At 54.1% G+C, this 25,428-nt stretch carries 23 protein-coding genes; 4 read left to right on the top strand and 19 right to left on the bottom strand.

Going from position 1 to position 25,428, the window contains the following annotated elements:
* Positions 1-399: 399 nt before the first annotated feature.
* From hemG to pepQ, 4 genes are read right to left on the bottom strand one after another with little or no spacing between them, the layout of a single operon-like run.
* Positions 400-939 (bottom strand): menaquinone-dependent protoporphyrinogen IX dehydrogenase, encoded by a 540-nt coding sequence (gene hemG, locus ACT3RT_RS20745; RefSeq protein ID WP_496203652.1) that lies wholly within the window; start codon positions 937-939, stop codon positions 400-402.
* Between the two features lie 30 nt (positions 940-969).
* Entirely contained in the window at positions 970-2,421 is a 1,452-nt protein-coding gene (gene trkH / locus ACT3RT_RS20740; protein ID WP_353504431.1) for a Trk system potassium transporter TrkH, read from the bottom strand.
* A 39-nt stretch (positions 2,422-2,460) separates the two neighbouring features.
* Positions 2,461-3,072: an IMPACT family protein gene (locus ACT3RT_RS20735; RefSeq protein WP_353504430.1), complete on the bottom strand. Its 612-nt coding sequence runs from the start codon at positions 3,070-3,072 to the stop codon at positions 2,461-2,463.
* A complete protein-coding gene (pepQ, locus tag ACT3RT_RS20730) occupies positions 3,072-4,403 on the bottom strand; it encodes a Xaa-Pro dipeptidase (protein WP_485903941.1) in 1,332 nt (443 codons plus the stop codon). The genes ACT3RT_RS20735 and pepQ overlap by 1 nt, the downstream gene beginning before the upstream one ends.
* A gap of 186 nt (positions 4,404-4,589) precedes the next feature.
* On the opposite strand from pepQ, the gene fadB reads away from it, so the two are divergent.
* Both fadB and fadA read left to right on the top strand, forming a co-directional pair.
* Complete coding sequence (gene fadB, locus ACT3RT_RS20725) at positions 4,590-6,770, top strand: fatty acid oxidation complex subunit alpha FadB (RefSeq protein ID WP_496203651.1); 2,181 nt, start codon at positions 4,590-4,592, stop codon at positions 6,768-6,770.
* 11 nt (positions 6,771-6,781) lie between these two features.
* A complete protein-coding gene (gene fadA, locus ACT3RT_RS20720) occupies positions 6,782-7,945 on the top strand; it encodes an acetyl-CoA C-acyltransferase FadA (protein ID WP_486033894.1) in 1,164 nt (387 codons plus the stop codon).
* Between the two features lie 299 nt (positions 7,946-8,244).
* On the opposite strand, the gene fre is transcribed toward fadA, so the two are convergent.
* The 3 genes from fre to pepE all read right to left on the bottom strand — a co-directional run bounded on the left by fre (position 8,245) and on the right by pepE (position 11,417).
* Positions 8,245-8,946 (bottom strand): NAD(P)H-flavin reductase, encoded by a 702-nt coding sequence (gene fre / locus ACT3RT_RS20715; protein ID WP_353504426.1) that lies wholly within the window; start codon positions 8,944-8,946, stop codon positions 8,245-8,247.
* Positions 8,947-9,017: 71 nt separating this feature from the next.
* Positions 9,018-10,526: a 4-hydroxy-3-polyprenylbenzoate decarboxylase gene (gene ubiD / locus ACT3RT_RS20710; protein WP_496203653.1), complete on the bottom strand. Its 1,509-nt coding sequence runs from the start codon at positions 10,524-10,526 to the stop codon at positions 9,018-9,020.
* Positions 10,527-10,691: 165 nt separating this feature from the next.
* Complete coding sequence (gene pepE, locus ACT3RT_RS20705; RefSeq protein ID WP_496203650.1) at positions 10,692-11,417, bottom strand: dipeptidase PepE; 726 nt, start codon at positions 11,415-11,417, stop codon at positions 10,692-10,694.
* 126 nt (positions 11,418-11,543) lie between these two features.
* Between pepE and rfaH the strand changes: the two genes are divergently transcribed.
* Positions 11,544-12,032: a transcription/translation regulatory transformer protein RfaH gene (rfaH, locus tag ACT3RT_RS20700; protein WP_034794942.1), complete on the top strand. Its 489-nt coding sequence runs from the start codon at positions 11,544-11,546 to the stop codon at positions 12,030-12,032.
* A 36-nt stretch (positions 12,033-12,068) separates the two neighbouring features.
* Here the strand turns inward: rfaH and tatD are convergent, their stop codons facing one another.
* From tatD to katE, 12 genes are all read right to left on the bottom strand, one after another.
* A complete protein-coding gene (gene tatD / locus ACT3RT_RS20695) occupies positions 12,069-12,848 on the bottom strand; it encodes a 3'-5' ssDNA/RNA exonuclease TatD (protein WP_485903936.1) in 780 nt (259 codons plus the stop codon).
* 57 nt (positions 12,849-12,905) lie between these two features.
* The gene (tatC, locus tag ACT3RT_RS20690) at positions 12,906-13,670 is read right to left on the bottom strand and encodes a Sec-independent protein translocase subunit TatC (RefSeq protein WP_353504423.1); all 765 of its coding nucleotides are present in this window, start codon (positions 13,668-13,670) and stop codon (positions 12,906-12,908) included.
* A 3-nt stretch (positions 13,671-13,673) separates the two neighbouring features.
* The gene (tatB, locus tag ACT3RT_RS20685; RefSeq protein ID WP_353504422.1) at positions 13,674-14,342 is read right to left on the bottom strand and encodes a Sec-independent protein translocase protein TatB; all 669 of its coding nucleotides are present in this window, start codon (positions 14,340-14,342) and stop codon (positions 13,674-13,676) included.
* A gap of 3 nt (positions 14,343-14,345) precedes the next feature.
* Positions 14,346-14,615, bottom strand: coding sequence for a twin-arginine translocase subunit TatE (gene tatE, locus ACT3RT_RS20680; RefSeq protein WP_353504434.1), 270 nt, complete (start codon positions 14,613-14,615; stop codon positions 14,346-14,348).
* 93 nt (positions 14,616-14,708) lie between these two features.
* A complete protein-coding gene (gene ubiB, locus ACT3RT_RS20675) occupies positions 14,709-16,340 on the bottom strand; it encodes a ubiquinone biosynthesis regulatory protein kinase UbiB (RefSeq protein ID WP_396132631.1) in 1,632 nt (543 codons plus the stop codon).
* Positions 16,337-16,945, bottom strand: a complete 609-nt coding sequence (gene ubiJ / locus ACT3RT_RS20670; protein ID WP_496203649.1) for a ubiquinone biosynthesis protein UbiJ — start codon at positions 16,943-16,945, stop codon at positions 16,337-16,339. The genes ubiB and ubiJ overlap by 4 nt, the downstream gene beginning before the upstream one ends.
* A 13-nt stretch (positions 16,946-16,958) precedes the next feature.
* Entirely contained in the window at positions 16,959-17,714 is a 756-nt protein-coding gene (ubiE, locus tag ACT3RT_RS20665; RefSeq protein WP_353504419.1) for a bifunctional demethylmenaquinone methyltransferase/2-methoxy-6-polyprenyl-1,4-benzoquinol methylase UbiE, read from the bottom strand.
* A 138-nt stretch (positions 17,715-17,852) separates the two neighbouring features.
* On the bottom strand, positions 17,853-19,409 hold the full coding sequence (gene rmuC, locus ACT3RT_RS20660) for a DNA recombination protein RmuC (protein ID WP_496203648.1): 1,557 nt from the start codon (positions 19,407-19,409) through the stop codon (positions 17,853-17,855).
* 157 nt (positions 19,410-19,566) lie between these two features.
* Positions 19,567-20,094, bottom strand: a complete 528-nt coding sequence (locus ACT3RT_RS20655) for a DedA family protein (protein ID WP_353504417.1) — start codon at positions 20,092-20,094, stop codon at positions 19,567-19,569.
* A 58-nt stretch (positions 20,095-20,152) separates the two neighbouring features.
* The gene (locus tag ACT3RT_RS20650; protein WP_396132634.1) at positions 20,153-20,935 is read right to left on the bottom strand and encodes a tyrosine-protein phosphatase; all 783 of its coding nucleotides are present in this window, start codon (positions 20,933-20,935) and stop codon (positions 20,153-20,155) included.
* 105 nt (positions 20,936-21,040) lie between these two features.
* Positions 21,041-21,802 carry a uridine phosphorylase gene (gene udp / locus ACT3RT_RS20645; RefSeq protein ID WP_185688811.1) on the bottom strand — a complete coding sequence of 254 codons (762 nt, stop codon included), beginning with the start codon at positions 21,800-21,802 and terminating at the stop codon, positions 21,041-21,043.
* A 277-nt stretch (positions 21,803-22,079) separates the two neighbouring features.
* A complete protein-coding gene (gene katE / locus ACT3RT_RS20640; RefSeq protein ID WP_485903932.1) occupies positions 22,080-24,356 on the bottom strand; it encodes a catalase HPII in 2,277 nt (758 codons plus the stop codon).
* A 181-nt stretch (positions 24,357-24,537) separates the two neighbouring features.
* Between katE and ACT3RT_RS20635 the strand changes: the two genes are divergently transcribed.
* Positions 24,538-25,377 carry a dienelactone hydrolase family protein gene (locus ACT3RT_RS20635; protein WP_496203647.1) on the top strand — a complete coding sequence of 280 codons (840 nt, stop codon included), beginning with the start codon at positions 24,538-24,540 and terminating at the stop codon, positions 25,375-25,377.
* Positions 25,378-25,428: the final 51 nt, after the last annotated feature.

Raw genomic sequence — 25,428 nt, 5'->3', positions numbered from 1 at the left:
ACGGTGCTCAAAAATTAACTTTCGTAGTACTCTTATAGTGAACACGTCACTAAATGAATTACTGCTTGGTCACTCTTTAAGACTTGATATTTTTTGCCACCGGAGTGGCTGATATCGTCTTGTGAGTGCCCACACAGATTGTCTGATAAATTGTTAAAGAGCGTCGGTTACCGGAAAACTCTCGGTAACGCGGGAGGCAGATAATACGCTTTCCCGCTGAAGAGTCAAGAGATTATTCATTCGAATCGTTTTCTTTATCTTCCTCACCGAGCGACTTCTCAGTCGTTGTTCCCGGTCAGTGGAGGCGCATTATAGGGAGTTCTCAGAAGGCCGCAACCCCTAATTTCAAATAATTTTCCAACCGCGTTTTTTTTCAACGATATGCCCAGAGATCCAGCATTACAGCGCTTTTTTGTACGATAACTTGGCAAAATCCTCAGCAAACCTCTTCACTTGCTCCCAATCGGTGTATTCCACTTCTTTACTGGTATCCGTTTCGCCGCCGGTCATACGCATAATAAGTTGGATCATCACCTTATCTATCCAGCGGTAACGCGGGTAACGCAGCGCCCCGGCGAAGACACCACATAAAGCTGGCTGCCAAGGCGTCGCCAACAGGAACTTGCGAACATAAGGGTTTGTCTGGGGCGTGCGCTTCTCAGGTTTACGGGCGGTGAGGTTTACGCAGAAGAAAGCCGAAGGCATGTTGTTGAGCTGGTCGACGTTACGCTTGATGAATTTATCCAGCACGGCATTGAAGTGTCCATAGCGGATAGAAGCGCCAATCAGCACTTGGTCATACTGTAAAAGATTGACGTGCTCGCCGTGAACCAGATCAATCACGTCACACTCGGCCTTCTCTTTCATGCAACTTGCTATATAAGAAGCAATGGCATGGGTTTGCCCATCACGTGTTGAATAGAGCACCAGTGCTTTCATATCAAGTTCCCTCCTAAATAAGACACGTCATTACTCACGCCAGAAGGTTGGAGTAAACAGAACCAACAGCGTAAAGACTTCAAGGCGACCAAAAAGCATGGTCACAATCAGAATCCACTTCGCAGTGGGGTTCATCGAAGCAAAGTTATCAGCCACCACGCCCAGCCCCGGCCCGAGGTTATTGAGGGTGGCAGTCACGGCGGCAAAAGCAGAGAAGTTATCCACCCCCGTCGCGACGATAGCCAGCATACTGACGATAAACACCAAAGCGTAGGCGGAGAAGAAACCCCATACCGCTTCGATAATACGTTCCGGCAGTGCGCGGTTACCCAGTTTAATGGTGTAAACCGCGTTCGGGTGGACCAGACGTTTCAGTTCACGCGAACCCTGTAAATAGAGCAGCAGGATACGGATAACCTTCAAGCCGCCGCCGGTCGAACCCGCACAGCCGCCGATAAAGGCAGAACATAGAAGAAGGATTGGCAGGAACAGAGGCCATTTCGAAATGCTATCCGTGGTGTAGCCCGCGGTAGTCGCCATCGACACCACCTGGAAGAACGCCTGATTGAGCGTCTCTAAGCCGGAGCTATAAACATTGTGCAACCACAGCACTGAGGTACAGACAATCACCAGCGTCAGCTGCACGCCAATGAACATACGGAATTCGGGGTCGCGCCAATACACTTTAAGGTTACGGCCGCTGAGCATCGCGAAGTGCAAACCGTAGTTACAGCCGGAGATCAGCAGGAACACCGCGATAATGGTGTTAATAGTGCCACTGTGGAAATAGCCAATGCTGGCATCATGGGTAGAGAAGCCGCCGATGGCGATGGTAGAGAAGCTATGGGAGATGGCGTCGAACACCGGCATCCCCGCGCCCCACAGTGACAGAGCACAGGCAATCGTCAGCAAAACGTAGATTAGCCACAGGGTTTTTGCCGTCTCGGCGATGCGCGGGCGCATTTTGTTATCTTTCAGCGGCCCTGGCATTTCTGCCCTGTAGAGCTGCATGCCACCGACGCCCAATATAGGCAGGATAGCCACGGCGAGCACGATGATCCCCATACCGCCAAACCATTGCAGCATCTGTCGGTAGAATAGAATGGCCTTTGGCAGTGAGTCCAGCCCGACCAGCGTGGTCGCGCCCGTGGTGGTCAAGCCGGAGAAAGATTCAAAGAAAGCATCGGTGAGGGAAAGGTTTGGGCGCTCGGAAAACAGAAACGGCAATGCCCCCACGCTGCCCAGCACGGTCCAGAAAAGTACCACGATGAGGAAGCCCTCTCGCGGCTTTAGCTCGCTTTTTTGCTTTCTATTGGGCAACCAGAGGAACAGGCCAATGGTCAGCGCCACGAAGAAAGTTTGGCTAAACGCGCGCCCTGCGCCATCGCGGTAAATCAGTGCAACTAATCCGGGAATAATCATCGTTCCGGAGAACAGGATGACAAGCACCCCCACGATGCGAGTTATGGCACGAAAATGCATGCTGGCGTGTTCCTCAGCGAATGAGTCATTAGAGAGTAATTATAAAACCGGCTGCAAATTGAGCGTGCCGCGACTGAGATCGTATAAACGGGTGACAATAGCCGAGGCTTCTGTGGCCGGTAAGGCCAGGCGCATGTCGACTGCCGCCCCGTAATTGCTTTGTAAAATATGTCCGCCCACCTGCTGCAACAGGTTTTCCACCAGCGTTAACTGAGCGTAGTCACATTGCAGCGTAAATTCCCTGAGTGGGACTTTTTCATGTATCGAAAGCAGCTTTAATGCCTGCTGAACACCACCGCCGTAGGCTTTCACCAAGCCGCCGGTGCCTAACATAATGCCGCCATAATAACGCACCACGACGGCGGTTATCTCGCCGACGCCGCTGCCTAGCAGTTGGGCCAAAATCGGCTTGCCCGCCGTCCCCGCTGGCTCGCCGTCATCAGAGAAGCCGAGCTGCTGGGAGTCCGTTGGCGTGCCTGCCACGAAAGCCCAGCAGTGATGCCGAGCCGTCGGATGCTGACTTTTTACATCATTTATAAAGGACTTAGCCGCCTCTACCCCTTCGGTATGCGCCAAAAGGGTAATAAAGCGGCTTTTCTTTATCTCTTCACTGAAACTGACAGATTCAGCAGGTACGGGATAAGGCTGCATCAGGCAAGTTTCAAATCACGCGTCATATTTTCAATGTGATTGTCGTGAATGACAATATTGTCTTCGATACGAATGCCGCCATAAGGTTTCAGCGCCTCAATACGATCCCACGCAAAGTGCTTGCTGAACTGCCCGTCGCGCCAAGGCGCAAGCAAAGACTCGATGAAGTACAGGCCCGGCTCAATGGTCAGCACCATTTTTGGCTGAATAATGCGAGTACAACGCAAGAACGGATATTTGGACGGCGCGGCCAGATGAGTGCCGGTTTCATCCTGCATGAAGCCTGCGACATCATGGACTTGCAAGCCCAGCGGGTGACCCAAACCATGTGGCAGGAAAGGCCCCGTCAGGTTCTGCTCCACCATGGCTTCTTCACTGATATCCACCACCAGCTTGTGCGCTTTCAGTAATTTAGCAATGCGATGGTGCATCTGCACATGGTAATCGGTGTAGCTGACACCGGCTTTGATCGAGTCAATCAGCGCCAACTCTTCGGTATTTAAATCTTTAATCAGATCGGCGAAGTCGTTGTTCTGCTTGGCGGCGTAGGTACGCGTCAAATCCGCCGCGTAGCCGTTGTACTCAGCCCCGGCGTCGAGCAGGAAACTGCGCATTTCGGCTGGCGGTTGGTGGTCAAGCTTGGTGTAATGCAGCACCGCCGCGTGCTCATTCAATGCCACGATGTTGTCATAAGGCACGTCAGTGTCGCGATGGCCGGTCGCCGTAAGGTAGGCAAGGTTGATGTCGAACTCGCTCATGCCGGACAAAAAGGCTTCCTGCGCGGCGCGATGACCACTGACCGCCACCTTTTGCGCTTCACGCATACAGGCAATTTCATAGTCAGTTTTATAAGCGCGGTGGTAGTGCAGGTAGTCCAGCACGGCTTTCGGGTTGACGTTATCTGCCGCCACGCCCAGATTAATCGCCCGCTGCGGGCTTGAGCCAATGTAAGCTACGCGCTTCAAATCAGCAGGAAGTTGGTTTTTGATGTCGTCGGCTTTGGCCAGCGGCGACAGCGACACTTCGTGCGTCCAGAAAGAGTCAGGCAGAGGCTCTACCTTGTGCCAGTAGTCCACCGGCGAGTAAAACCAAAGTTTTGGTGCATTAACTCCATCGACCCACAGCCAGCAGTTCGGCACTTTGGTGACCGGCACCCAGGCTTTGAATTGCGGGTTCACTTTGAACGGATAGCTGTGGTCATCGAGGAAGGTCGTTATTAGATCACCGGAGTGAATTAATAACGCATCAAGTTGATTACGTTGCAGTATTTCACGCGCACGTTGCTGTAGCGTGGCAATATGTTCTTTGTAAAGCGTAGTAAGCGATTCCATCAAACGGTCCTTTTTTCCTGCAAAACGATGGCGCATCTTATCACAGCCGCGCACAGGTCGTAGCCCCGGAAGGTTTGTGATCCCTCCAGCAAATTACACTCATCTCATTTGCAAATTATTAACATAAAAACCACACTCCATTCATCTGGTCATACCAGATCATCCCAGATGATTCAGGAGAGACACATGCTCTACCAAGGCGAAACATTACACCTGCACTGGCTCCAAGACGGCATTGCCGAGCTGGTGTTTGATGCTCCAGGCTCTGTTAACAAGCTCGACACCCGCACCGTGGCTAGCCTCGGCGAAGCCATTAGCGTGCTTGAGAAGCAAACTGATCTGAAAGCTCTGCTGCTCAGTTCGGCCAAACCGGCGTTTATTGTCGGGGCTGACATTACTGAGTTCCTTTCCCTGTTCAATGCTCCAGCCGAAAAACTGCATCAGTGGCTTAATTTTGCCAATAGCATCTTTAATCGTCTGGAAGATCTTAACGTTCCGACGCTTTCCGCTATTACTGGCTATGCGCTGGGCGGCGGCTGCGAATGCGTGCTGGCGACGGATTTCCGTATCGCCACGCCGGACGCCCGTATCGGCCTGCCGGAAACTCGCTTAGGCATTATGCCGGGCTTTGGTGGTTCAGTGCGCATGCCGCGCCTGCTGGGTGCCGACAGCGCGCTGGAAATTATCGCCGCCGGTAAAGACATCAGTGGCAAAGACGCATTAAAAGTCGGATTGGTCGATGCCGTGGTGGAAGCCGAAAAACTGCGCGACGCCGGGCTGAACATGCTCAAGCAAGCCATTGCCGGCAAGCTCGACTGGCAGGGCCGCCGCGACGTGAAGCGCCAGCCGCTGAAACTCAGCCAGATTGAAGCCACCATGAGCTTCAGCGTGGCCAAAAGCATGGTGCTGCAAACCGCAGGCAAACACTACCCTGCGCCAATGACCGCGGTGAAAACCATTGAAGCCGCGGCCAAGCTTGGCCGCGACGAAGCCCTGGAACTGGAAACCGCCAGCTTTGTTCCCCTCGCGCAATCCAAAGAGGCCCGCGCGCTGGTTGGGATCTTCCTCAATGACCAATTCATCAAAGGCAAAGCCAAGAAATTGGCGAGCGAAAGTGAGAAAACCACGCAGGCTGCGGTACTGGGTGCTGGGATCATGGGCGGCGGCATTGCCTATCAGTCAGCCCTGAAAGGCGTGCCGGTCATTATGAAAGACATTAATGATAAGTCGCTGACGTTGGGAATGAATGAAGCGGCCAAGCTACTGAATAAACAGCTGGAACGCGGCAAACTCGACGGCCTGAAGATGGCGAAAGTGCTTTCTACTATTCAGCCAACCCTGAGCTACAGCGGCATCGAACGCGCCAAAGTGGTGGTTGAAGCCGTGGTCGAGAATCCAAAAATCAAATCTGCGGTACTGGCCGAGGCAGAAGCCCTGCTCGACAGCGACGCCGTGCTGGCGTCCAACACCTCGACTATCCCTATTGACCAGTTAGCCACGGCGCTGAAACGCCCGGAAAACTTCTGCGGCATGCACTTCTTCAACCCGGTGCACCGTATGCCGCTGGTTGAAATCGTCCGTGGGGCCAAAACCTCCGAGAAAACGCTGTCGCGCATCGTCTCTTATGCTCTGAGCATGGGTAAAACGCCAATTGTGGTGAATGACTGCCCGGGCTTCTTCGTCAACCGCGTGCTGTTCCCTTACTTCGCAGGCTTCAGCCTGCTGCTGCGCGACGGCGCGGACTTCCGCCAAATCGACAAAGTGATGGAGAAGCAGTTCGGCTGGCCGATGGGCCCGGCTTACCTGCTCGACGTGGTGGGTATTGATACCGCGCACCACGCCCAGGCCGTAATGGCGGCAGGCTTCCCGGACAGAATGGCGAAAGACTATCGCGATGCGATCGACGTGCTGTTTGATAACCAGCGCTTTGGGCAGAAAAACCAGCTGGGCTTCTATCGCTACAGCGAAGACAGCAAAGGCAAGCCGCGCAAAGAGAATGACGAGCAGGTGGATAAGCTGCTGGCGGGCCAAAAAGCCGAGTTCGCGCCGGATGACATTATCGCCCGCATGATGATCCCGATGATCAACGAAGTGGTGCGCTGCCTGGAAGAAGGCATTGTCGCCAGCCCGGCCGAGGCCGATATGGCGCTGGTGTACGGCATCGGCTTCCCTCCGTTCCACGGCGGCGCGTTCCGCTATTTGGACACGCTGGGCACCGCCGCGTACCTGAAACTCGCCGAACAATATTCGCATCTGGGTGCGCTGTATCAGGTGCCAGAGGGTTTACGCGCTAAAGCGAAAACCAATGACACTTACTATCCGGTCGCAACTCCGCTGGAAGACTTCAGCACCGGCACTCAGGCATAAGGACCGAAATCATGGAAAACGTAGTCATTGTTGATGCAGTCCGCACCCCGATGGGCCGCTCCAAAGGCGGGGCGTTTCGCAACGTGCGCGCTGAGGACCTGTCCGCGCACCTGATGCGCGCCATCGTGAGCCGCAATGCGGCGCTCGACCCGAAAGAAATTGATGATATTTACTGGGGCTGCGTCCAGCAGACGCTGGAACAAGGCTTCAATATTGCCCGTAACGCCGCGCTGCTGGCGGAGATCCCGCGCAATGTGCCCGCTACCACGGTGAACCGCCTGTGCGGATCTTCCATGCAGGCGCTGCACGACGCGGCACGCGCCATTATGGTGGGCGATGCACAGGTCGGCCTGATTGGCGGCGTTGAGCACATGGGCCACGTGCCGATGAACCACGGGGTAGATTTCCATCCGGGCCTGAGCCGCACCGTCGCCAAAGCGGCAGGAATGATGGGGCTGACCGCCGAAATGCTGGCGAAAATGCACAATATCAGCCGCGAAATGCAGGATGAGTTTGCCGCACGCTCTCACCAGCGCGCGCACGCGGCGACCGTAGCCGGGCACTTCGCCAATGAAATCATTGCCACCGACGGCCATGACGCCGACGGCGTGCTGACCAGCTATAGCTATGATGAAGTGATCCGCCCGGAAACCACGGTAGCAACCCTGTCTACACTGCGCCCGGCGTTCGACCCGGTGAATGGCACCGTGACGGCAGGCAGTTCGTCGGCGCTGTCCGATGGCGCTTCGGCGATGCTTATCATGAGCGAGTCCAAGGCCAAGTCTCTGGGTTTACAGGCTCGCGCGCGCATCAAGTCGATGGCGGTGGTCGGCTGCGACCCTTCAATCATGGGTTACGGCCCGGTTCCGGCAACGCGTTTGGCATTGAAACGTGCCGGATTGAGCGTGCAGGACATCGGCCTGTTCGAGCTGAATGAGGCATTCGCCGCGCAGGCTCTGCCATGCATGAAGGATCTGGGCTTGCTGGAAACCATGGAAGAGCGCGTGAACCTCAACGGCGGCGCGATTGCCCTCGGCCACCCGCTAGGCTGCTCCGGCTCGCGTATCTCCACCACCCTGCTCAACCTGATGGAACGCAAAGACGTGCAGTTCGGCGTCGCCACCATGTGTATCGGTTTGGGTCAGGGGATCGCCACGGTATTCGAAAGAGTCTGATAATCTGATGAAAAGCAAAAAGCGGGCAATAGCCCGCTTTTTTAATGACGATTTGATGCTCATTCCTGTTGTATCAATGCGGCAACTGAGTGAACCCCAGGAGCTTACACAAGTAAGTGACTGGGGTGAGCGAAGGCAGCCAACGCCGAGACAGCGCGAAGGATGACTCAATCGCTTTCCCTAAATCATTCGTGTTGTATCAAGGCGGCAACTGAGTGAACCCCAGAAGCTTACATTAGTAAGTGACTGGGGTAAGCGAAGGCAGCCAACGCCGAGACAGCGCGAAGGATGAAGGGAAATTAGATGAAGGAGAAAGCGTCTCCAAACATCCGGTCTTCCTGCGCTGCGCGCTCGGCAACAAAACGCTCGCGAGCGATTTTCGCCATTTCAAAACGTCCGGCAATGTAGATATCGTGACCCGCCAGCGAGGAGAAGTCCTGTAAAACGGCGCTCAGGACGGTGCCGCTTCGGCCCTGCCAACCTGCTTCCGGCTGCTCGACCACCGGGATCACTTTCAGATTCGGGTGATTCACGCTCAGCGCTTCCAGCTCGCCCAAGTCATAAAGATGCTTCAGCTCGCGGCCACCCCAGTAGATGGAGATATCGCGGTTTGGCTGCTGCTCGAGCGCGGCGACCAGAATGGAGCGCGCATAAGAGAAGCCCGTGCCACCGGCAATCAGCACCAGCGGACGCTCGCCGTCTTCACGCAGCCAGGCATCACCGTGGGGAATATCCACGGTAATAGATTTCTCTTTCAGGATGCGATCCATTACTGCCATGGCATACAAATTCAGCTCGGAGGCACCGATGTGTAACTCGATATCGCTCCCCTCGCCCGGCGTAGAAGCCAGAGAGAACGGGCGCTTGTCGCGCTCGTCCATCACCACCATCAGATACTGACCGGCACGGAAAGAAAAAGGCGTTTCCGGCGATAACCGAACCCGATACACAGTATCAGTAATGGCCTCAACCGAGGTGACTTTACAGCTCAATGTGGTCATGCATTCCCTCTGTGGGTCATTTTGCAAAGCGTTAGGGCGCGGCGAGAGTGATCACCAAGCCGCAACCTGCGTTATTTTTTAGGCTTAGGCGCTTTATGCGCGTATTTCTCGTCAGCGAAAATACCCAAGTCATCCCAAATCGCGTCTACTCGCGCAGTCACTGCGGGATCTTTCACAATCGGACGTCCCCACTCGCGCTGCGTCTCACCCGGCCATTTGTTAGTGGCATCAAGCCCCATCTTGGAGCCGAGCCCGGAAACCGGAGACGCAAAGTCGAGGTAGTCGATTGGCGTATTTTCTACGAGCACCGTGTCGCGCGCAGGGTCCATCCGCGTAGTGATTGCCCAGATAACATCATTCCAGTCACGAGCATTCACATCGTCATCACAGACGATAACAAACTTGGTGTACATAAACTGACGCAAGAATGACCAAACACCCATCATGACGCGCTTGGCATGGCCTGCGTACTGTTTCTTCATCGTAACGACAGCAAGGCGGTAAGAGCAACCCTCTGGCGGCAGATAAAAATCAACAATTTCTGGGAACTGCTTTTTCAGAATGGGCACGAAGACTTCGTTTAGCGCCACACCCAGTACTGCTGGCTCATCCGGCGGACGGCCGGTATAAGTCGAATGGTAAATCGGGTTTTTACGCTGCGTGATGTGCGTGATCGTAAAGACCGGGAAGCTGTCTACTTCATTATAGTAGCCCGTGTGGTCGCCATAAGGCCCTTCGGGTGCCGTTTCGGCCGGGTCGATAAAGCCTTCAAGCACGATTTCAGCACTGGCGGGCACTTCGAGATCGTTGGAAATACACTTCACGACTTCGGTTTTATTGCCGCGCAGCAAGCCCGCAAAGGCATATTCTGACAGGGTATCTGGCACTGGCGTGACCGCACCGAGAATGGTGGCCGGGTCGGCACCCAAGGCGACGGAAACCGGGAAACGCTGCCCCGGATTCTGCTGGCACCACTCTTGGAAGTCTAACGCGCCGCCTCGATGGGACAGCCAGCGCATAATGACTTTGTTCTTGCCCAGCACCTGCTGGCGATAAATACCCAAGTTCTGGCGCTGCTTGTGCGGGCCGCGAGTGACCGTCAGGCCCCAGGTGATCAGCGGCGCGGCATCTTCTGGCCAGCAGTGCATAACCGGAATGCGCGTCAAATCAACGTCATCCCCTTCCCAAACCTGTTCCTGACAAGGTGCTGAGTGCAGCACCTTGGTCGGCATATTCATCACTTGTTTGAATTTGGGCATTTTGTCGTAGAAATCGCGGAAGCCGCGCGGCGGCTCAGGCTCTTTCAGAAACGCCAATAATTCACCGACTTCGCGCAACGCACTGACATCCTCCTGCCCCATCCCTAACGCGACGCGCTCGGGGGTGCCGAAAAGGTTGCACAGCACCGGCATGTCGTAGCCTTTAGGATTTTCAAACAGTAATGCAGGGCCACCGGCACGCAGGGTGCGGTCTGCAATTTCAGTCATTTCCAGATAGGTATCGACAGGCTGAGTAATGCGTTTCAGCTCGCCTCGCTTTTCAAGTAACGAGATGAAGTCTCGTAAATCACGGTATTTCATGCTGATTTTTATCGCCAAATTGAAGGAGAGCATTATAGAGCCTCTCCAGGGTTGTTGCTGCCTTTTTGTTATCAGTAGGTAAAAAGTAATAACAAAAAGGCAGTGTAACCGTCAGTCAGCAAGCTGGCTAAACTGACGGTGCGAAAATTTCATGCGCCTAGCCTATTAGAGACATTCAAATGGAACCAGTGCGCTAAGTGCCTTGGTGTCCTGATATTCCTGCGTCTCGTGGCCATGGCGGAAGACTTTAAAGCCCTGACCTTTGGCGCTGAAATAGCTCAGTTGATCACCCGACACGTGTAGCAGGCTGCCTTCACGCAGCGCCACCACGGACTCACTTGGGTTTACCGCGCAGAACTCGGCAAGACGCTCGTCGCGCGTCTCGCCCATGTGACCACTTAGGTGGGCATCTATGTAGTGCGGATTGATTTGCACCGGAAACAGGCCCAGCGCGGGCAGCACGACGGAGTTGCTGACGGGCATATCATTAGTGGTGCGAATGCTTGGCGTAGCCACGTTGCAGCCCGCACTCCAGCCAATGTAAGGCACATTGCGCTCACGCACGGCGCGCTGGATCGGCACGATCAGGCTGTTGGCGTGCAGCATATGGTTCAGCATCCAGGTATTCCCGCCGCTAATCAAAATGCATTCGGCGCTGGCGATAGCCTCTGCGGGGGAATCAGCGTGATGAATACTTTGCACTTGGATACCCAGCGCCTGCTCGAGATCTTGCGCTCGGGCGTCGTAATCGCTGCGGATTAAGGCGTAAGGGATAAGGATGGCTGAGGAACTCTTGCGGGCTTTCAACATCGCCTGAATGTGTTCGCTAGCGTAACCTAACAGGGTTGACTCATCTGAAAGCTTACCGTTACTCAGCAAAAACAACTCCATGATGCTTCTCCGTATTGTCATTTGATTCAGAATGTAGAGACCAGATCTCGCGAGTTGGCGAGGCATCTGTCTATCGCTAGCCACTTTTGCTATGCTTCATGGCTAAGTTTGAAGGCGTATGAAACTATGGAATCCTGGTACTTATTATATTGCAAACGCGGTCAGCTTCTGCGCGCTAAAGAACATTTAGAGCGCCAACAGGTTAACTGTTTAACTCCAATGATCACACTGGAAAAAATGGTGCGTGGCCGCCGTACTCCGGTCAGTGAACCCCTGTTTCCAAACTACATGTTCATCGAGTTTGACCCAGAGAGCATCCATACCACGACCATTAGCGCCACGCGCGGCGTTAGCCACTTTGTTCGTTTTGGCAACCGACTGGCGACGGTACACCCCGAGGTTATCAAACAGCTGATGACCCAGCCTATGCCGGATGTGCAGGACCCTGATACCCCTCACCCCGGTGACGTGGTGGTTATCACCGAAGGGATGTTCGAAGGTCTTGAAGCCATTTATACCGAACCGGACGGCGAAGCCCGCTCGCACCTCCTGTTGAATTTGATTAACCAGCAAGTGAAGCAAAGTTTAGATAACAAACACTTCCAAAAACTCTAACCAGCTCAAAGGCGCATGATTGCGCCTTTGCCGCGATCACAGGCCAAACAGGCCGCGCGCATTACTCTCGGTTTTCTCCGCCAGCCACGCTGGATCCTCTCCGCGCCACGTCGCGACCTGCTTAATGATATGCGGTAAGAACGCTGGCTCATTGCGGCGGTTCTTCGGCTTTTCGGGCATATCACGAGGTAATAGATAGGGCGCGTCGGTTTCCAGTAATAGCCGGTCAGCAGGAATGCAGCCGAGCATGTCGCGCAGTTCCAAACCGCGCCGCTCGTCGCACACCCAGCCCGTGATGCCGATATACAGCCCCAGCGATAGATAGAGCTCCAGCTCTTGCTGGCTGCCGGTAAAGCAGTGAACCACCGCGCCGGGAATTTTTCCCAGCCAAGGGGTTAACAGCTCAGCAAAGCGTGGATGGGCATCGCGGCAATGCAGAAACAGCGGCATGCTCAGCTCCGCGGCTAAAGCCAACTGGGCGCTAAAGGCAGACTCCTGCTGGTCGGCCGGGGAGAAGTTACGGTTGAAGTCCAAACCACACTCACCCAAGGCGACCACCTGCGGCTTAGCGGCAAGCTCCCTTACGGCTTCTTCAGTTTGGATGTTCCATTCACTGGCCTGATGGGGATGAACCCCCGCCGTCGACCAGCAAAAGTCAGGATACTGCGCGGCAAGCCGTTGAGCCTCAAGGCTCTCTTCGGCCGATGTCCCGGTGATTAACATCCCAGAAAGCCCAGCCTGTCTTGCTCGCGCAACGACATCATGGCGGTCTTTATCAAACTGATTGCTGGTCAGGTTTACGCCTATCTCAAACATATAACGTCCTAAAAAAGAAACCGCCCTGCTGGGCGGTTTTTTACTTCAATGATTCTGTTACGACGCTGAGTCTTGCTCATCATCTTCGACGTCTGAACGACGGCGTTTACCCACATAGAAACGGGCAAAGAACACGCCGATTTCAAACAGCAGGTACATCGGGATCGCCAGCAGCGTTTGCGAGAAAACGTCCGGTGGCGTCAGCAACATACCGACAACGAAAGCACCTACCAGCACATACGGACGCTTTTTCTTCAGATCTTCCGGCGTGGTCACGCCGCTCCAGCACAGCAACACGATAGCAATCGGCACTTCAAACGACACGCCGAAGGCCATAAACAGCGCCATGACGAAATCGAGATAGTTGTTGATGTCGGTCGCTATCTGCACGCCGGCCGGGGCCGTTTTCGCAAAGAAAGCGAAAGCCAGTGGGAAGACGATGAAGTAGGCGAAAGCCATACCGAGATAGAAGAGCGCGGAGCTGGAAAACAGCAGCGGCATCATCAGGCGGCGTTCATGCTTGTAAAGAGCCGGCGCAACAAAGCCCCACACCTGATACAAGATGAAAGGGGCAGACACGAACACCGACACAATCATCGTCAATTTTATTGGCGTGAAGAATGGCGATGCCACGTCGGTGGCAATCATGCTGGCGCCCAGCGGCATCTGTTTGATCAGCGGAGCAGAAACCAGATAGTAAATGTCGTTAGCAAAGTAGGCCAACGCCAAGAACACCACCAGAATACAGATGATGGAGTTCAGCAGACGCTTACGCAGTTCTATCAGATGGCTGATAAGCGGTTGGGTATCTTCAACAGCCATGTTTTAACGTTCGCCTGTAGATTGAGTTGAAGGAGCCGGTTTAACCGTGGCGGCCACTTCTTCAGTAGCGACTGGGGTTTCAACCGTTTTTGGCTTATCCGCAGGGGCTTCTGGTGAAGCTTCTGGCGCGTGAGCCGCCTGATGTTCAGCAGCTTGCGCGGCATGCGCCGCCTCAGCCTGTTGCACAGGTTTATGCGAGGCTACGGCAGCTTCAACGGCATTGCTTGGAGCCTGTGCCGGAGCAGAAGCCATGTGTTCCGCCGTCGCAGGTGAGATACCTTCGTCATGTAGCGCTTCTGCTTCCTGAACAGCCGGATTGTGAATGGTATTGCCTGCGGACTTAGCAGCCTCGATAGATTGCTCCAGCTCGCTCTTTTCCGTGGCGAAAGAGCGTTTCATTGACTCAGCGGCTTCTTTCAGCTCATCCATTGAGGCTTTGATTTCTGGCGTCAGATTCTTAAGACCGGCTTCTTCAGCTTTCTTAAGGCTATCCTGCAATTCCTGAAGTTTCAGTTCTTGCGATAACTCATTCTGTACAGAGGCGGCCATGGCGCGCAGTGCGCGGATCCAGCCAGCGACTGTTCTGACGGCCACTGGTAAACGTTCCGGCCCCAGTACTACCAGGCCAATCACCAATACCAGTAACAGTTCACTAAATCCAATGTCGAACACGGCTTATACCTGCTCTTTGTTTTGGCTCTTGGTCTCTTCTGCTTTAACTTCCGGTTTTACCTCGATAGGTTTTGCCGTGAAGTCAGCATCAGCACTCTTTATATCGCTCTCTTTTTGCGCTTTGGTGGTGGTGTCATCGTCATTCATGGCTTTCTTAAAGCCTTTGATTGAAGACCCCAGGTCCGAGCCCAAGCCACGCAGTTTTTTGGTACCGAACAGAAGTACCACGATCACCGCGATGATCAGAAGTTGTGTAATGCTAATACCGCCCATTTTCTTCACCTCAATATGAAGGGAACTACATCCATTACCGCCAGAGGCGGCGCTTAATTTCACAATCGAAGAGTTACCGCGCGCGAAACTCAGTTAGCGGCTGCGTCTCCAGCCGATAATCCATGAAACGACTCCTGCGGCGATAAGCCAGGCAGGATAAACCTCTACTTTACCTAGCAACAGCGCAGTACCGCTAAGCAGCAGGGTGGCACCAATACCCAAAAGATATCTTGATTGCCCCTGCCTCACTCCCTGTTGTTGCATCTGCGTAGAGAGTTTTTCGAGGTTGAACTGCAAAAGCTTGTGCTGCTGAAGGCTTTGGTACACCAGATCTGGAAGTTCAGGCATTTTTTCTATCCAGAATGGCGCTTTCTCTTTGAACGCTCGCAGCATGGCGGGTAAACCCACCTGGTCTTTAACCCAACTTTCAAGGAAGGGTTTTGCCGTGGTCCAAAGATCGAGCTGAGGATAAAGCTGACGCCCTAAGCCTTCAACATACAGCAGTGTTTTTTGCAGAAGAACCAGCTGCGGCTGTACTTCCATATTAAAGCGGCGTGCCGTGTTAAACAGGTTTAACAAGACATTACCGAAAGAGATTTCCGCCAGCGGCTTCTCGAAGATAGGTTCACAAACGGTACGAATAGCGAACTCGAACTCTTCGACATTGGTATCACGAGGAACCCAGCCAGAATCGACATGTAACTCTGCCACTTTACGGTAGTCGCGGTTAAAGAACGCGATAAAGTTCTCAGCCAGATAACGTTTGTCATCTTTGTTCAAAGAACCAACTATGCCGCAATCAATGCCTATGTAGCAAGGGTCTTCCGGCGTGTCGTAGCTGACGAAAATGTTACCGGGATGCATATCAGCATGGAAGAAACTGTCGCGGAAAACTTGGGTAAAGAAGACCTGCACGCCGCGTTCTGCCAGCAGTTTCATATTGGTACCCTGCTTTTCTAACGCAGCAACGTCAGAAACCGGGATACCGTAAATACGCTCCATGACCATCAGGCGCTCGCTGCAATAATCCGGATAGACTTCCGGTACATAGAGCATCGGGCTGCCGCTGAAATTTCGGCGCAGTTGAATGGCGTTAGCCGACTCGCGCAGCAGGTTCAACTCATCCAGCAGCGTCTTTTCATATTCACGCACCACTTCACGCGGTTTAAGGCGACGGCCATCAGGCAGCAGGACCGGCACCCAGCCTGCCAAGCGAGACATCAGGCGAATATCGGCCTTAATGATTGGCAAGATATCCGGGCGAATCACTTTCAGCACCACCGGCTTGCCATTCTCTTTCAGCGTGGCGGTGTGCACTTGGGCAATAGAGGCTGATGCCAGAGGAGTTTGGTCGAAATCGTCGAACCAATTTTCCAGCGGGCCACCCAAGGCCACCTCAATTTGCTTACGGGCCAAGGCACCGTCGAATGGCGCAACGTGGTCTTGCAATAGCGCCAGTTGGTCAGCGATATGAGGAGGGAAGAGGTCGCGGCGAGTCGAGAGCATTTGGCCGAACTTGATCCAAACCGGGCCAAGCTGCTCCAACGCCATACGCAGACGCGTGCCCAGCGGCTTATCTTTGTGGCGATGGGGCAGCCAGAAGAACAGGTATCTGCCTAAACGTAACGGCAGCGTGAGGCGAATCTTGGGGATTAGCTCATCCAGGCCGTAAGTCAGAAACATGCGAATGATCAGGTACAGGCGTCGCATTTCACCTGGAGTCATAGTTTGTCCTCCAGTTTTTCGAAACGTTTATCCAGCGCGTCCAGTTCGCGGGTTAATGCAGAGACTTCTTCACTAAACCAGACGACTTCTAACGGGCCGGGCGCCAGCTTCCACTCTTCCGTCAAGGTCTGAGCAACATAGCTTTGCTGCTGCTTAACGCCATGACGCAGAAAACGTAAACCACCGCTGATAGCTTGCGAAATGCCCTGAGCCGCAACATCCCCCAGATAAGGAGCCAGCAGCTCGGCAGGCTCCCACTCGACCAGTTCAAACAACGCAGAAAATTGCTGCACGACGGAGATATCACCTTCAACGATAAGCTCGCCGCTGCGCATGAGAGGAGAAAGCTGCTGTCTGTCGCACAGTTTTTGCAGGACGGAGAGCTTTGTTGACACGGTGCAATCCGCCTCGCCGTCCCACTGCCCGAGCACATCGATTTTCTGCTCGCTGAACACGAAGGTCAGCGGAGCATTCAGCTCTTGCAGCTCAATTCGCAGCACTTTTCCTACTAAGCGAGTGCGTGCAGCCTTCAGCCCACGCTCTCTGAACAGCAGATAATTCAGCGAGGTTTCAATCCCAGCGGTCAGTAACGGCGTCAACAACATCGGCTTATCCATCTTAGAACTTGAAACCACGGTGCAGAGCTACGATGCCGCCAGTCATGTTGCTGTAGGTCACATTCTCGAAACCGGCATCCGCCATCATCCCTTTCAGAGTTTCCTGATCAGGGTGCATACGGATGGATTCGGCCAGATAGCGATAGCTCTCTTCGTCCTGAGCAACCCATCCGCCAATACGCGGTAAAATATGGAAAGAGTAGGTGTCATAGGCTTTGCTCAATGGGGCCAGCAGGGGCTTGGAGAATTCCAGCACCAGCAGACGGCCACCCGGCTTCAGCACGCGGAACATCGAGCGCAGAGCTTTTTCTTTTTCGGTAACGTTACGCAAGCCGAAAGAGATGGTGATGCAGTCAAAGTAGTTGTCTGGGAACGGCAAGGCTTCGGCGTTGGCCTGCACGTAATTGACGTTACCGACGATGCCCAGATTGCGCAGCTTCTCACGGCCCATTTTCAGCATAGAGTCATTGATATCAGCCAAAACGACTTCGCCCTGCTCGCCCACTAAGCGCGAGAACTTGGCCGTCAGATCGCCGGTACCGCCAGCTAAATCCAACACGCGCTGGCCGCGACGAACACCGCTGCTATCAATGGTGAAACGCTTCCAGATACGGTGGATGCCGAAGGACATCAGGTCATTCATCAAGTCATATTTAGCGGCAACGGAGTGAAAGACCTCTGCGACCATTTCTGCTTTTTCATCTTTGGCTACGGTACGAAAACCGAAATGGGTGGTTTCCTGCGTCTGCTTTTCCATATTTTATGCCCGCTTATTCAGTCAAACTATTGGGGAAAGTGTACCAGAACCCCAAGGAAAGCCCCATCACCGATGCTGATAGAAAAGCCAAAGATATTCACTAATCGCATCCTTGGCTAATAGCAGTGAGTGAAGCCGTTATTCGCGCGCCGGGAAGTTCTCCTCCGGCTGCTGGTCTGAACGACTCAATGGAAGATTGTTTTCGTCATCGGCCAGCGGCTCGTCGAGAGCCTCCGTGGCTTCTGGCTCATGCTCAGAAACAGCCTGTTCAGCCAGAGAAGGGCTGATGGGGCGCTTAACTTCCACACCCAGGGTACGGAAACTTTCCACCTGCCCGACCAGATTGCCCCTGCCCTGCGCCAATTTATTCATAGCCAGTCGATAACTGCCCTGCGCTTTCTCAAGGCTTTGACCAATAGACTCCATGTCATCAACAAATAGCCGAAGTTTGTCATAAAGCTTGGCGGCGCGGTCGGCGATGCGTTTGGCATTCTGACTTTGATGCTCGTAGCGCCACAGGTTGCTGATGGTGCGCAGGGCCACCAGCAGGGTGGTTGGGCTGACCAGCATAATATTGTGCTTGAGCGCCTCGCTGATAAGCTCCGGCTCGCGGTCAATCGCCAGCAGGAACGCCGGCTCCACCGGGATAAACATCAAGACATAATCCAGACTGCGTAGCCCCGGCAGCTGCTGATAATCTTTACGGCCCAGGAGGCGAATGTGCCCGCGCACCGAAGCAATATGCTCGTTCAGGGCGATTTCACGCTCGGTGTCGTCCTGACTGTTGAAGTAGCGCTCATAGGCTACCAGCGTCATTTTGGCGTCAATCACCACGTCTTTGTTTTGCGGCAAACGGACAATCACGTCCGGCTGCATGCGGCTGTTGGTATCAACCTGCACGCTGACCTGCGTTTGGTACTCATAGCCTTCGCGCAGGCCAGAGGCTTCGAGCACCCGGCTGAGTACCACTTCCCCCCAGTTACCTTGCGTTTTATTGTCGCCTTTCAAGGCCTTGGTGAGGTTGATAGCTTCGCGCGCCATCTGCTCATTCAGCTGCTGGAGATTGCGAATTTCATGGGAAAGGGTATGGCGCTCGCGCGCTTCCTGCCCAAAGCTATCCTGCACCTGACGGCGGAACCCATCGAGCTGTTCGCGCAGGGGCAGCAGAAGCTTATCGAGGCTCTGCTTGTTTTGCTCGTCGGCCCGACGCCCATTGTGTTCAAAGATACGGTTAGCCAGATTTTCAAACTGACTGGTGAGGCGTTGTTCACTGTTGATCAGCAAACGCTGTTTATCTTCCGCGGCCATGCGGGTTTCATCCAGACGGGTAGAAACTTCGCGCAGCTCCGCCTCTTGGGCGCTGTTAATCTCGCGCTGGGCGCGTAGCTCCTGATTGAGCTGTTCACACTCACTTTGCCAGTGAGCCAGCCCTTGCAGCTTTTCACGGTTAGCCGCGACTTGGCTATGCAGTTGGCGAAGCTCAAGCTCGGCCTCGCGCTGTTGCTGCTGCGACTGCTGGCGCTCGACTTTCAGCTGGTCGATCTCCGCCTTTTGCTGGTCAACGGTTTGCTGAATCAGCCGACGCTGAGTCTCATGCTCACTTTGATTCTTTTGTTGGCGCAAACTGGCAATCAGCCAGCCTAATAGCAAGCCCGCCAAAGCCCCGCCCACGAGGTATAAAATGCTGATATCCACGCGCTCTCCATCTCAATCGATTCTTGCGGTCAAGGTAATGTCACACTGTATGCATGTCCAGCACATTATGCATCAGTGAGAAGCTTTGCGAGGCGTCTCGCAAGAGTGGATTTATCCCACTCTTCCCTCTTGTGCCGCAGCATTCCCGACGGCAGGATTAGAACCAGTGACTGAGCCACTGGATGCCAAAAGCGCCCGGCGCCAGCACGCCAAAGGCCCAAATCAGTGCTGATGAAATGTTGGCGATTTGGAAATAACGTTGCGGCATGCCGCAAATTCCCGCCACCAGCGGCACCACGGCGCGCAGTGGTCCGAAGAAGCGGCCAATAAAGGCCCCCGGCATACCCCACTTTTCAAAGAAGGCGTGCCCGCGTACCAGCATTTGCGGGTGTTTGGAGAAGGGCCAGAAGTTGCCGACGCGATCCTGAAAATGCGCGCCAACCCAATACGAGAGCCAATCGCCGAAGAAAGCACCGGCGGCCGCAGCTGCCCAAATCGGCCAGAATGGGATGCCGCTTTCGCCAATCAGCGCCCCAAGCCCGAGCAAAATCACCGTGGCAGGCAAAAGCAGTGAGAGGAAGGCCAATGACTCACCGAATGCCAGAAAGAAGACAATGGGTATGGCCCACGGCTCGTGCGCCCGAACAAACTCAGTAGTGAGGTGGATTACGTCATTAATGGTCAAAGGGCTTCCTTGTGAGTATCGTCAGGCAATATCAATAATATCAGCAAAATAGAGGCAGTTACTCGAGATAACGATCGCGCAGGTTCTGGCGCAACTCAGCCGTTAATCCGTACTCTTTCTCTAACCAAAGGTCGGTTGAGCCATAGAGGTCATCAATGGATTTTAACGCCGTGTCCATAAACGCTTCCCGCACGGAGAGGACATAACCGAACTTCTCCAGCGCCTTGTCATTCAGTTTTATCGACATTTTGTTGAGCATGTAGGTGCGGAAAGGCGCGAGGGTGGTTTCTGTCAGCAGATAATCTTCCAGCACCGTGTTGCGATCGGCCCCCAGCGCGAACAGCACCAGCGCCGAGCCTATGCCCGTGCGATCTTTACCCACGGCGCAGTGCTGAACAATCGCGCCGCCGTTTGGCTGGGTCAGCAGGGTTGCCAACTGCTGATAAGCCGGATTATTAAAAGGCAAGCGACGATACAGCTCGAGCATAAAGGTTTCAGGGTCGAAGGCGTCGATGGTCTGCTGGGTCAAATGTTCGAGGTTGGCGCTCACTTCGTGACTCAGAGGGTTGGCGGGCGCGTGGTGATACTGGACACCTTGCCAAAGCACGTCGGGCTTGGCCGCCACTTCGTCGGCGTCGCGATAGTCGAGAATATGGGCCACCGGCACCTTGCTTAAGAAGTCGCAATCTTTCGGCGTGAGTGAGTCGAGGGAGCCTGAACGATAGAGCCAGCCGCGCTTGATGCGTCGGCCATCGGCAGCCGTGTTGCCGCCAAGTTCGCGAAAGTTAATGCCTCCCTCAAGAGGAGTCAGCGAAGGATGAAGCAGGATAGTTGCTGTCATAACAGGCCCTTTTGTTGGAATTTTTCTTCCCAGACCTTAACAGATTCGGTTTATAAGATAAAAAAATGGGCCGCCGAAGCAGCCCATAGAAATGTTACATTTCGCTTAGATCAGGCGACGTGCAGCTTCAACAACGATTTTAACCGCGTGGCTCTCGGTCTTTTTCATGGTTTCAGCATTTGGGATCTCTTGCTGAGTACGGTTGACGATAACGCCCGCCACCATACCGGCACGTAAGCCCTGACTTGCACACATGGTCAGCAAGGTGGCTGATTCCATTTCGTAGTTCATCACGCCCATCTCCTGCCACTCTTTCATCGACTCTTTAAAGCGACGAACCACGCGGCCGGAGTAGGTGTCGTAACGTTCCTGACCCGGATAGAAGGTGTCAGAAGAAGCCGTCACGCCAATGTGAGGTTCAGCGCCCACTTCTTTGGCTGCTGCCACCAGCGCAGTGGTACAGGCGAAATCAGCCACCGCTGGGAATTCCATTGGTGCAAAGTGCAGGCTCGCGCCATCAAGACGGACAGCCGCGGTAGTCACCAGTACGTCACCGACATTGATGTGTGGCTGAATGGCACCCGTAGTCCCGACACGCAGGAAAGTACGGATACCCAGTTGGGCCAACTCTTCAACCGCGATAGAAGTGGATGGGCCACCGATACCAGTAGAACACACGATCACTGACTTGCCATCCAGCTCGGCACGCCATGAAGTAAATTCGCGATGAGAAGCCAGACGCACAGGGTTCTCCATCAGGTTGGCGATTCTTTCAACGCGCTCAGGGTCACCTGGGACGATTGCCAAGGTAGCGCCATTCAAATCTTTTTTGGTCAGGCCAAGGTGGAAAACATCAGACTGAGACATAACAAACTCCTCTTATTTAAGGTCATCTTTTCGCAGGAGGACACCCAGCTACTCTACCGTTCATTGTGACGCTTTTTCGTGACAAAGGTCACTTTGATGTAATAACCAAAACATCGCATACATTAAAAATGTGATTAAAATCACATTAGAGAGCTGATTTGATGATTTTTCAAACGGCGTCAGACACTGCATCCAGACAAACAATTAAGGCATTGGCGTTAGCCGCCAATGCCTTGTCCTTGTAAAACAGAGAGTATAGAGATCTTAATGCTAGAAATCAGGCTGGAACGCTTTCAGCCTTAGCACTTCTGGACCAAATGCGGTGTTTTGCCATCTCTTGCAGGAAGCTTTTTAGTAACGCCCCCTCGGCTTTATTCGCTTCTACTATCCCCTCTTCCGCCGCCTTATCTTCAAGACCCAGCAAAGGTTTGAAGCGACGAGCATCACCACTTAAACCAATGACTTTCAGGTGCTTATAAGCCTCGAGGACATAATGGCGCGCATCACCACTCATCAGCAGCGCATCAATATGACCATGTGGCACCAGCACGGCGTCAACGGTAATGGACGGCGAACCGGCAAAAGTGGCATCAATCGGCAAGGTTGAGCCGTCGTCCGCAACAATATTGCCTAAGTGACTGGCTAACAGTTTCGGATGTACGCCCTCGGCCTGAAGAGCCTGCAACGCATTGAGCACGTCGGCGGCATTCACGCCGTCGCTGAGCAGAATCGCCACCTGACGCCCTTTGATCACCCCTTTGCCACTGGCATACAGGCTGAGCGATTCATCCTTGGTCAAACCATTAACCGGCTTCGGCGGCTGAGTCTTCAACGCGTCGTCAGACAGCGCGATACCCAGATTTTTCGCCACTTTTTGTGCCAGCGTGACATCAATGCGGGTCAGCAAATCGACCACGCGTTCGCGAATATAAGGCCGGGCCACTTTGGATAACTCAAAGGAGAACGCCGCGACAATGTGATCCTGCTCGGTTGGCGTCTGGCTAAGCCAGAACAGGCGCGGCTGTGAGTAAAACTCGGCAAAGGATTCGCTGCGCTGGCGCACTTTGTCGCCATCGACTCGCTCATGGTAGCTCTCAAAACCGCCACCTTTAGCCGCCGGAGGGGTTTCGCGCGGCCAGTTGTCATTGAGTGAATTCGGCTCGTAGTTGGCCGGATTGGTATCAATGTCCTGCCGATGCATGCCGTCGCGCTGGAAGTTGTGGTACGGGCAGGTCGGGCGGTTAATCGGGATTTCGTGGAAATTCGGCCCGCCAAGTCGGCTGATTTGGGTGTCGGTGTAAGAGAACAGACGCCCTTGCAGCAGTGGGTCATTACTGAAATCGATGCCCGGCACTACGTGGCCTGGGTGGAAAGCCACCTGCTCGGTTTCCGCAAAGTAGTTGTCCGGGTTGCGGTTGAGCACCATTTTGCCGACGATTTCGACTGGCACCAGCTTCTCAGGGATCAGCTTGGTGGCGTCGAGCAAGTCAAAATCAAATTTGAATTCATCCTCTTCCGGGATCAGCTGCACGCCCAGCTCATACTCTGGGTAATCCCCGGCTTCAATGGCTTCCCACAGATCACGGCGATGGAAATCAGCGTCTTTCCCCGCCAGCTTCTGCGCCTCATCCCACAGTAGCGAGGCTTTACCCGCCAGCGGCTTCCAGTGGAATCGCACGAAGGTCGATTTCCCTTCGCCATTGACGAAGCGGAAGGTGTGAATGCCAAAGCCTTCCATGGTGCGATAGCTGCGCGGGATACCGCGATCTGACATCGCCCAGAACACGTTATGCAAGGTTTCAGGTTGCAGAGAGATGTAATCCCAGAAGCTGTCGTGGGCGCTGGCCCCCTGTGGGATTTCGTTGTGCGGCTCGGGTTTAACCGCGTGGACGAAATCGGGGAATTTGTGCGCATCCTGAATAAAGAACACCGGCGTGTTATTGCCGACTAAGTCATAGACGCCTTCTTCGGTATAGAACTTAGTGGCCCAGCCGCGAATATCGCGCACTGAATCCGCCGAGCCGCGCGAGCCTTGTACCGTGGAGAAACGGACAAAAACCGGCGTTTTCTTATTAGGATCGGAGAGGAAATCCGCCTTGGTGACATCGGCAAGGCTGCGATAAGGCTGGAAATAGCCGTGAGCCGCCGCGCCGCGCGCGTGAACGATACGCTCGGGGATGCGTTCGTGGTCAAAATGGGTGATTTTCTCGCGCAGGATAAAGTCTTCGAGCAGCGTCGGCCCGCGCGAACCTGCGGTTAATGAGTTTTGATCGTCAGAGATTTTGGTGCCTTGGTTGGTGGTCAGGGCACGCTTTTCACCATTCTTACGGTGGACTTCAAGGGAATCTAATTTTGCGTTGCTGTTCTCAGGGCTTTTGGCACTGCCGGGAGCAGTGGGTTCTTTTCCTGGCGGTGTAGGTTTAGCGCTGGGCTTCTGTGAGCCGTCAGCCGGGGCAAGGCTTCCTAGACCGGGTTGTGTAGATTCAATGCCCGTGGCGGGGGCGCGGCTGACCTGTTTCTTCTCACTCTTTTTATTAGATGTAGATTTCGACATTGAACATGACTCCTCTTGTTTCGGCTTCTATTCGTTCGGGATTTGTGAGCACCTGTCTTGAGACTTTTTTTGCTCAATCTCTAACTATAGGATATGTCTAGTACCTTGCCGTCGTAGGTTTGCAGCTATAGTTTAAAAACAATAGCGCCACTCATTAGATAAGAAATGCATGGAGACCGAGATGAAGAACGACGATTTACCTGTACCCACTCCACAAGTAAAACAGGCTCCAACAAGCTTCGCACCTGCCGTAACTCCCGTGGCCAGCACCACGCTACACACAGATACTGAAGGGCTGCACGCCGGGCAAACCACTATTCCCTCTCAAGGAGAGGACATGCCGGCCTATCTGGCGCGCCCGGAAAACTACACCGGAAAATTACCTATCGTGCTGGTGGTACAAGAAATTTTTGGCGTCCACGAGCACATTCAAGATATTTGCCGCCGACTGGCGAAACAGGGCTATATGGCGATCGCGCCTGAGCTTTATTTCCGTCAGGGCGACCCGCGTGACTACACCGAGGTCAGCGATATTATCAGTAAAGTGGTCGGCAAAGTGCCGGACAAACAGGTGCTGGCTGACCTCGACCACACCGCGCACTGGGCCACTCAGCACGGCGGCGACAAGTCAAAACTGGCGATCACCGGCTTCTGCTGGGGCGGTCGCATCACTTGGCTGTATGCCGCACACAACCCGCAGCTGAAAGCCGGCGTGGCGTGGTACGGCAAGCTGGTGGGCGATAAAACCCTGACAAGCCCGAGCCATCCGGTTGATAAAGGAGTGGATTTGAGTGCGCCAGTGCTGGGCCTCTACGGCGGCGCGGATGCGGGTATTCCACTCGAAAGCGTAGAAACCATGCGTCAGGCATTGCGCGCGGCAAACGCCACGGCTGAAATCGTGGTCTATCCAGAAGCAGGTCACGCTTTCCATGCTGACTATCGCCCAAGCTACGACGCAGAAGCCGCCGCCGATGGCTGGCAGCGTATGTTGCAGTGGTTCGCGCAATACGGAATCAAGTAAAACGTGGGAAGGGCTGCCCGCCGGACAGCCCTATTAACCAGATTAAGTCAC

Origin of the sequence: Ewingella sp. AOP9-I1-14 (assembly GCF_052375995.1) — a bacterium.
Lineage (GTDB): Bacteria > Pseudomonadota > Gammaproteobacteria > Enterobacterales > Enterobacteriaceae > Ewingella > Ewingella allii.
Note: the sequence above shows the minus strand (reverse complement) of the source record. Positions and strands in the feature narration are given on the sequence as shown.

Excerpts from the sequence above, each read along its gene's own strand:
- ubiD (WP_496203653.1), bottom strand. The coding sequence starts at position 10,526 with ATGAAATACCGTGATTTACGAGACTTCATCTCGTTACTTGAAAAGCGA.
- rfaH (WP_034794942.1), top strand. The coding sequence starts at position 11,544 with ATGGAATCCTGGTACTTATTATATTGCAAACGCGGTCAGCTTCTGCGC.
- pepE (WP_496203650.1), bottom strand. The coding sequence starts at position 11,417 with ATGGAGTTGTTTTTGCTGAGTAACGGTAAGCTTTCAGATGAGTCAACC.
- tatE (WP_353504434.1), bottom strand. The coding sequence starts at position 14,615 with ATGGGCGGTATTAGCATTACACAACTTCTGATCATCGCGGTGATCGTG.
- fadA (WP_486033894.1), top strand. The coding sequence starts at position 6,782 with ATGGAAAACGTAGTCATTGTTGATGCAGTCCGCACCCCGATGGGCCGC.
- fre (WP_353504426.1), bottom strand. The coding sequence starts at position 8,946 with ATGACCACATTGAGCTGTAAAGTCACCTCGGTTGAGGCCATTACTGAT.
- ACT3RT_RS20650 (WP_396132634.1), bottom strand. The coding sequence starts at position 20,935 with ATGACAGCAACTATCCTGCTTCATCCTTCGCTGACTCCTCTTGAGGGA.
- ACT3RT_RS20735 (WP_353504430.1), bottom strand. The coding sequence starts at position 3,072 with ATGCAGCCTTATCCCGTACCTGCTGAATCTGTCAGTTTCAGTGAAGAG.
- tatC (WP_353504423.1), bottom strand. The coding sequence starts at position 13,670 with ATGGCTGTTGAAGATACCCAACCGCTTATCAGCCATCTGATAGAACTG.
- pepQ (WP_485903941.1), bottom strand. The coding sequence starts at position 4,403 with ATGGAATCGCTTACTACGCTTTACAAAGAACATATTGCCACGCTACAG.
- katE (WP_485903932.1), bottom strand. The coding sequence starts at position 24,356 with ATGTCGAAATCTACATCTAATAAAAAGAGTGAGAAGAAACAGGTCAGC.
- hemG (WP_496203652.1), bottom strand. The coding sequence starts at position 939 with ATGAAAGCACTGGTGCTCTATTCAACACGTGATGGGCAAACCCATGCC.
- tatD (WP_485903936.1), bottom strand. The coding sequence starts at position 12,848 with ATGTTTGAGATAGGCGTAAACCTGACCAGCAATCAGTTTGATAAAGAC.
- udp (WP_185688811.1), bottom strand. The coding sequence starts at position 21,802 with ATGTCTCAGTCTGATGTTTTCCACCTTGGCCTGACCAAAAAAGATTTG.
- trkH (WP_353504431.1), bottom strand. The coding sequence starts at position 2,421 with ATGCATTTTCGTGCCATAACTCGCATCGTGGGGGTGCTTGTCATCCTG.
- fadB (WP_496203651.1), top strand. The coding sequence starts at position 4,590 with ATGCTCTACCAAGGCGAAACATTACACCTGCACTGGCTCCAAGACGGC.
- ubiE (WP_353504419.1), bottom strand. The coding sequence starts at position 17,714 with ATGGAAAAGCAGACGCAGGAAACCACCCATTTCGGTTTTCGTACCGTA.
- ubiB (WP_396132631.1), bottom strand. The coding sequence starts at position 16,340 with ATGACTCCAGGTGAAATGCGACGCCTGTACCTGATCATTCGCATGTTT.
- ACT3RT_RS20635 (WP_496203647.1), top strand. The coding sequence starts at position 24,538 with ATGAAGAACGACGATTTACCTGTACCCACTCCACAAGTAAAACAGGCT.
- ubiJ (WP_496203649.1), bottom strand. The coding sequence starts at position 16,945 with ATGTTGTTGACGCCGTTACTGACCGCTGGGATTGAAACCTCGCTGAAT.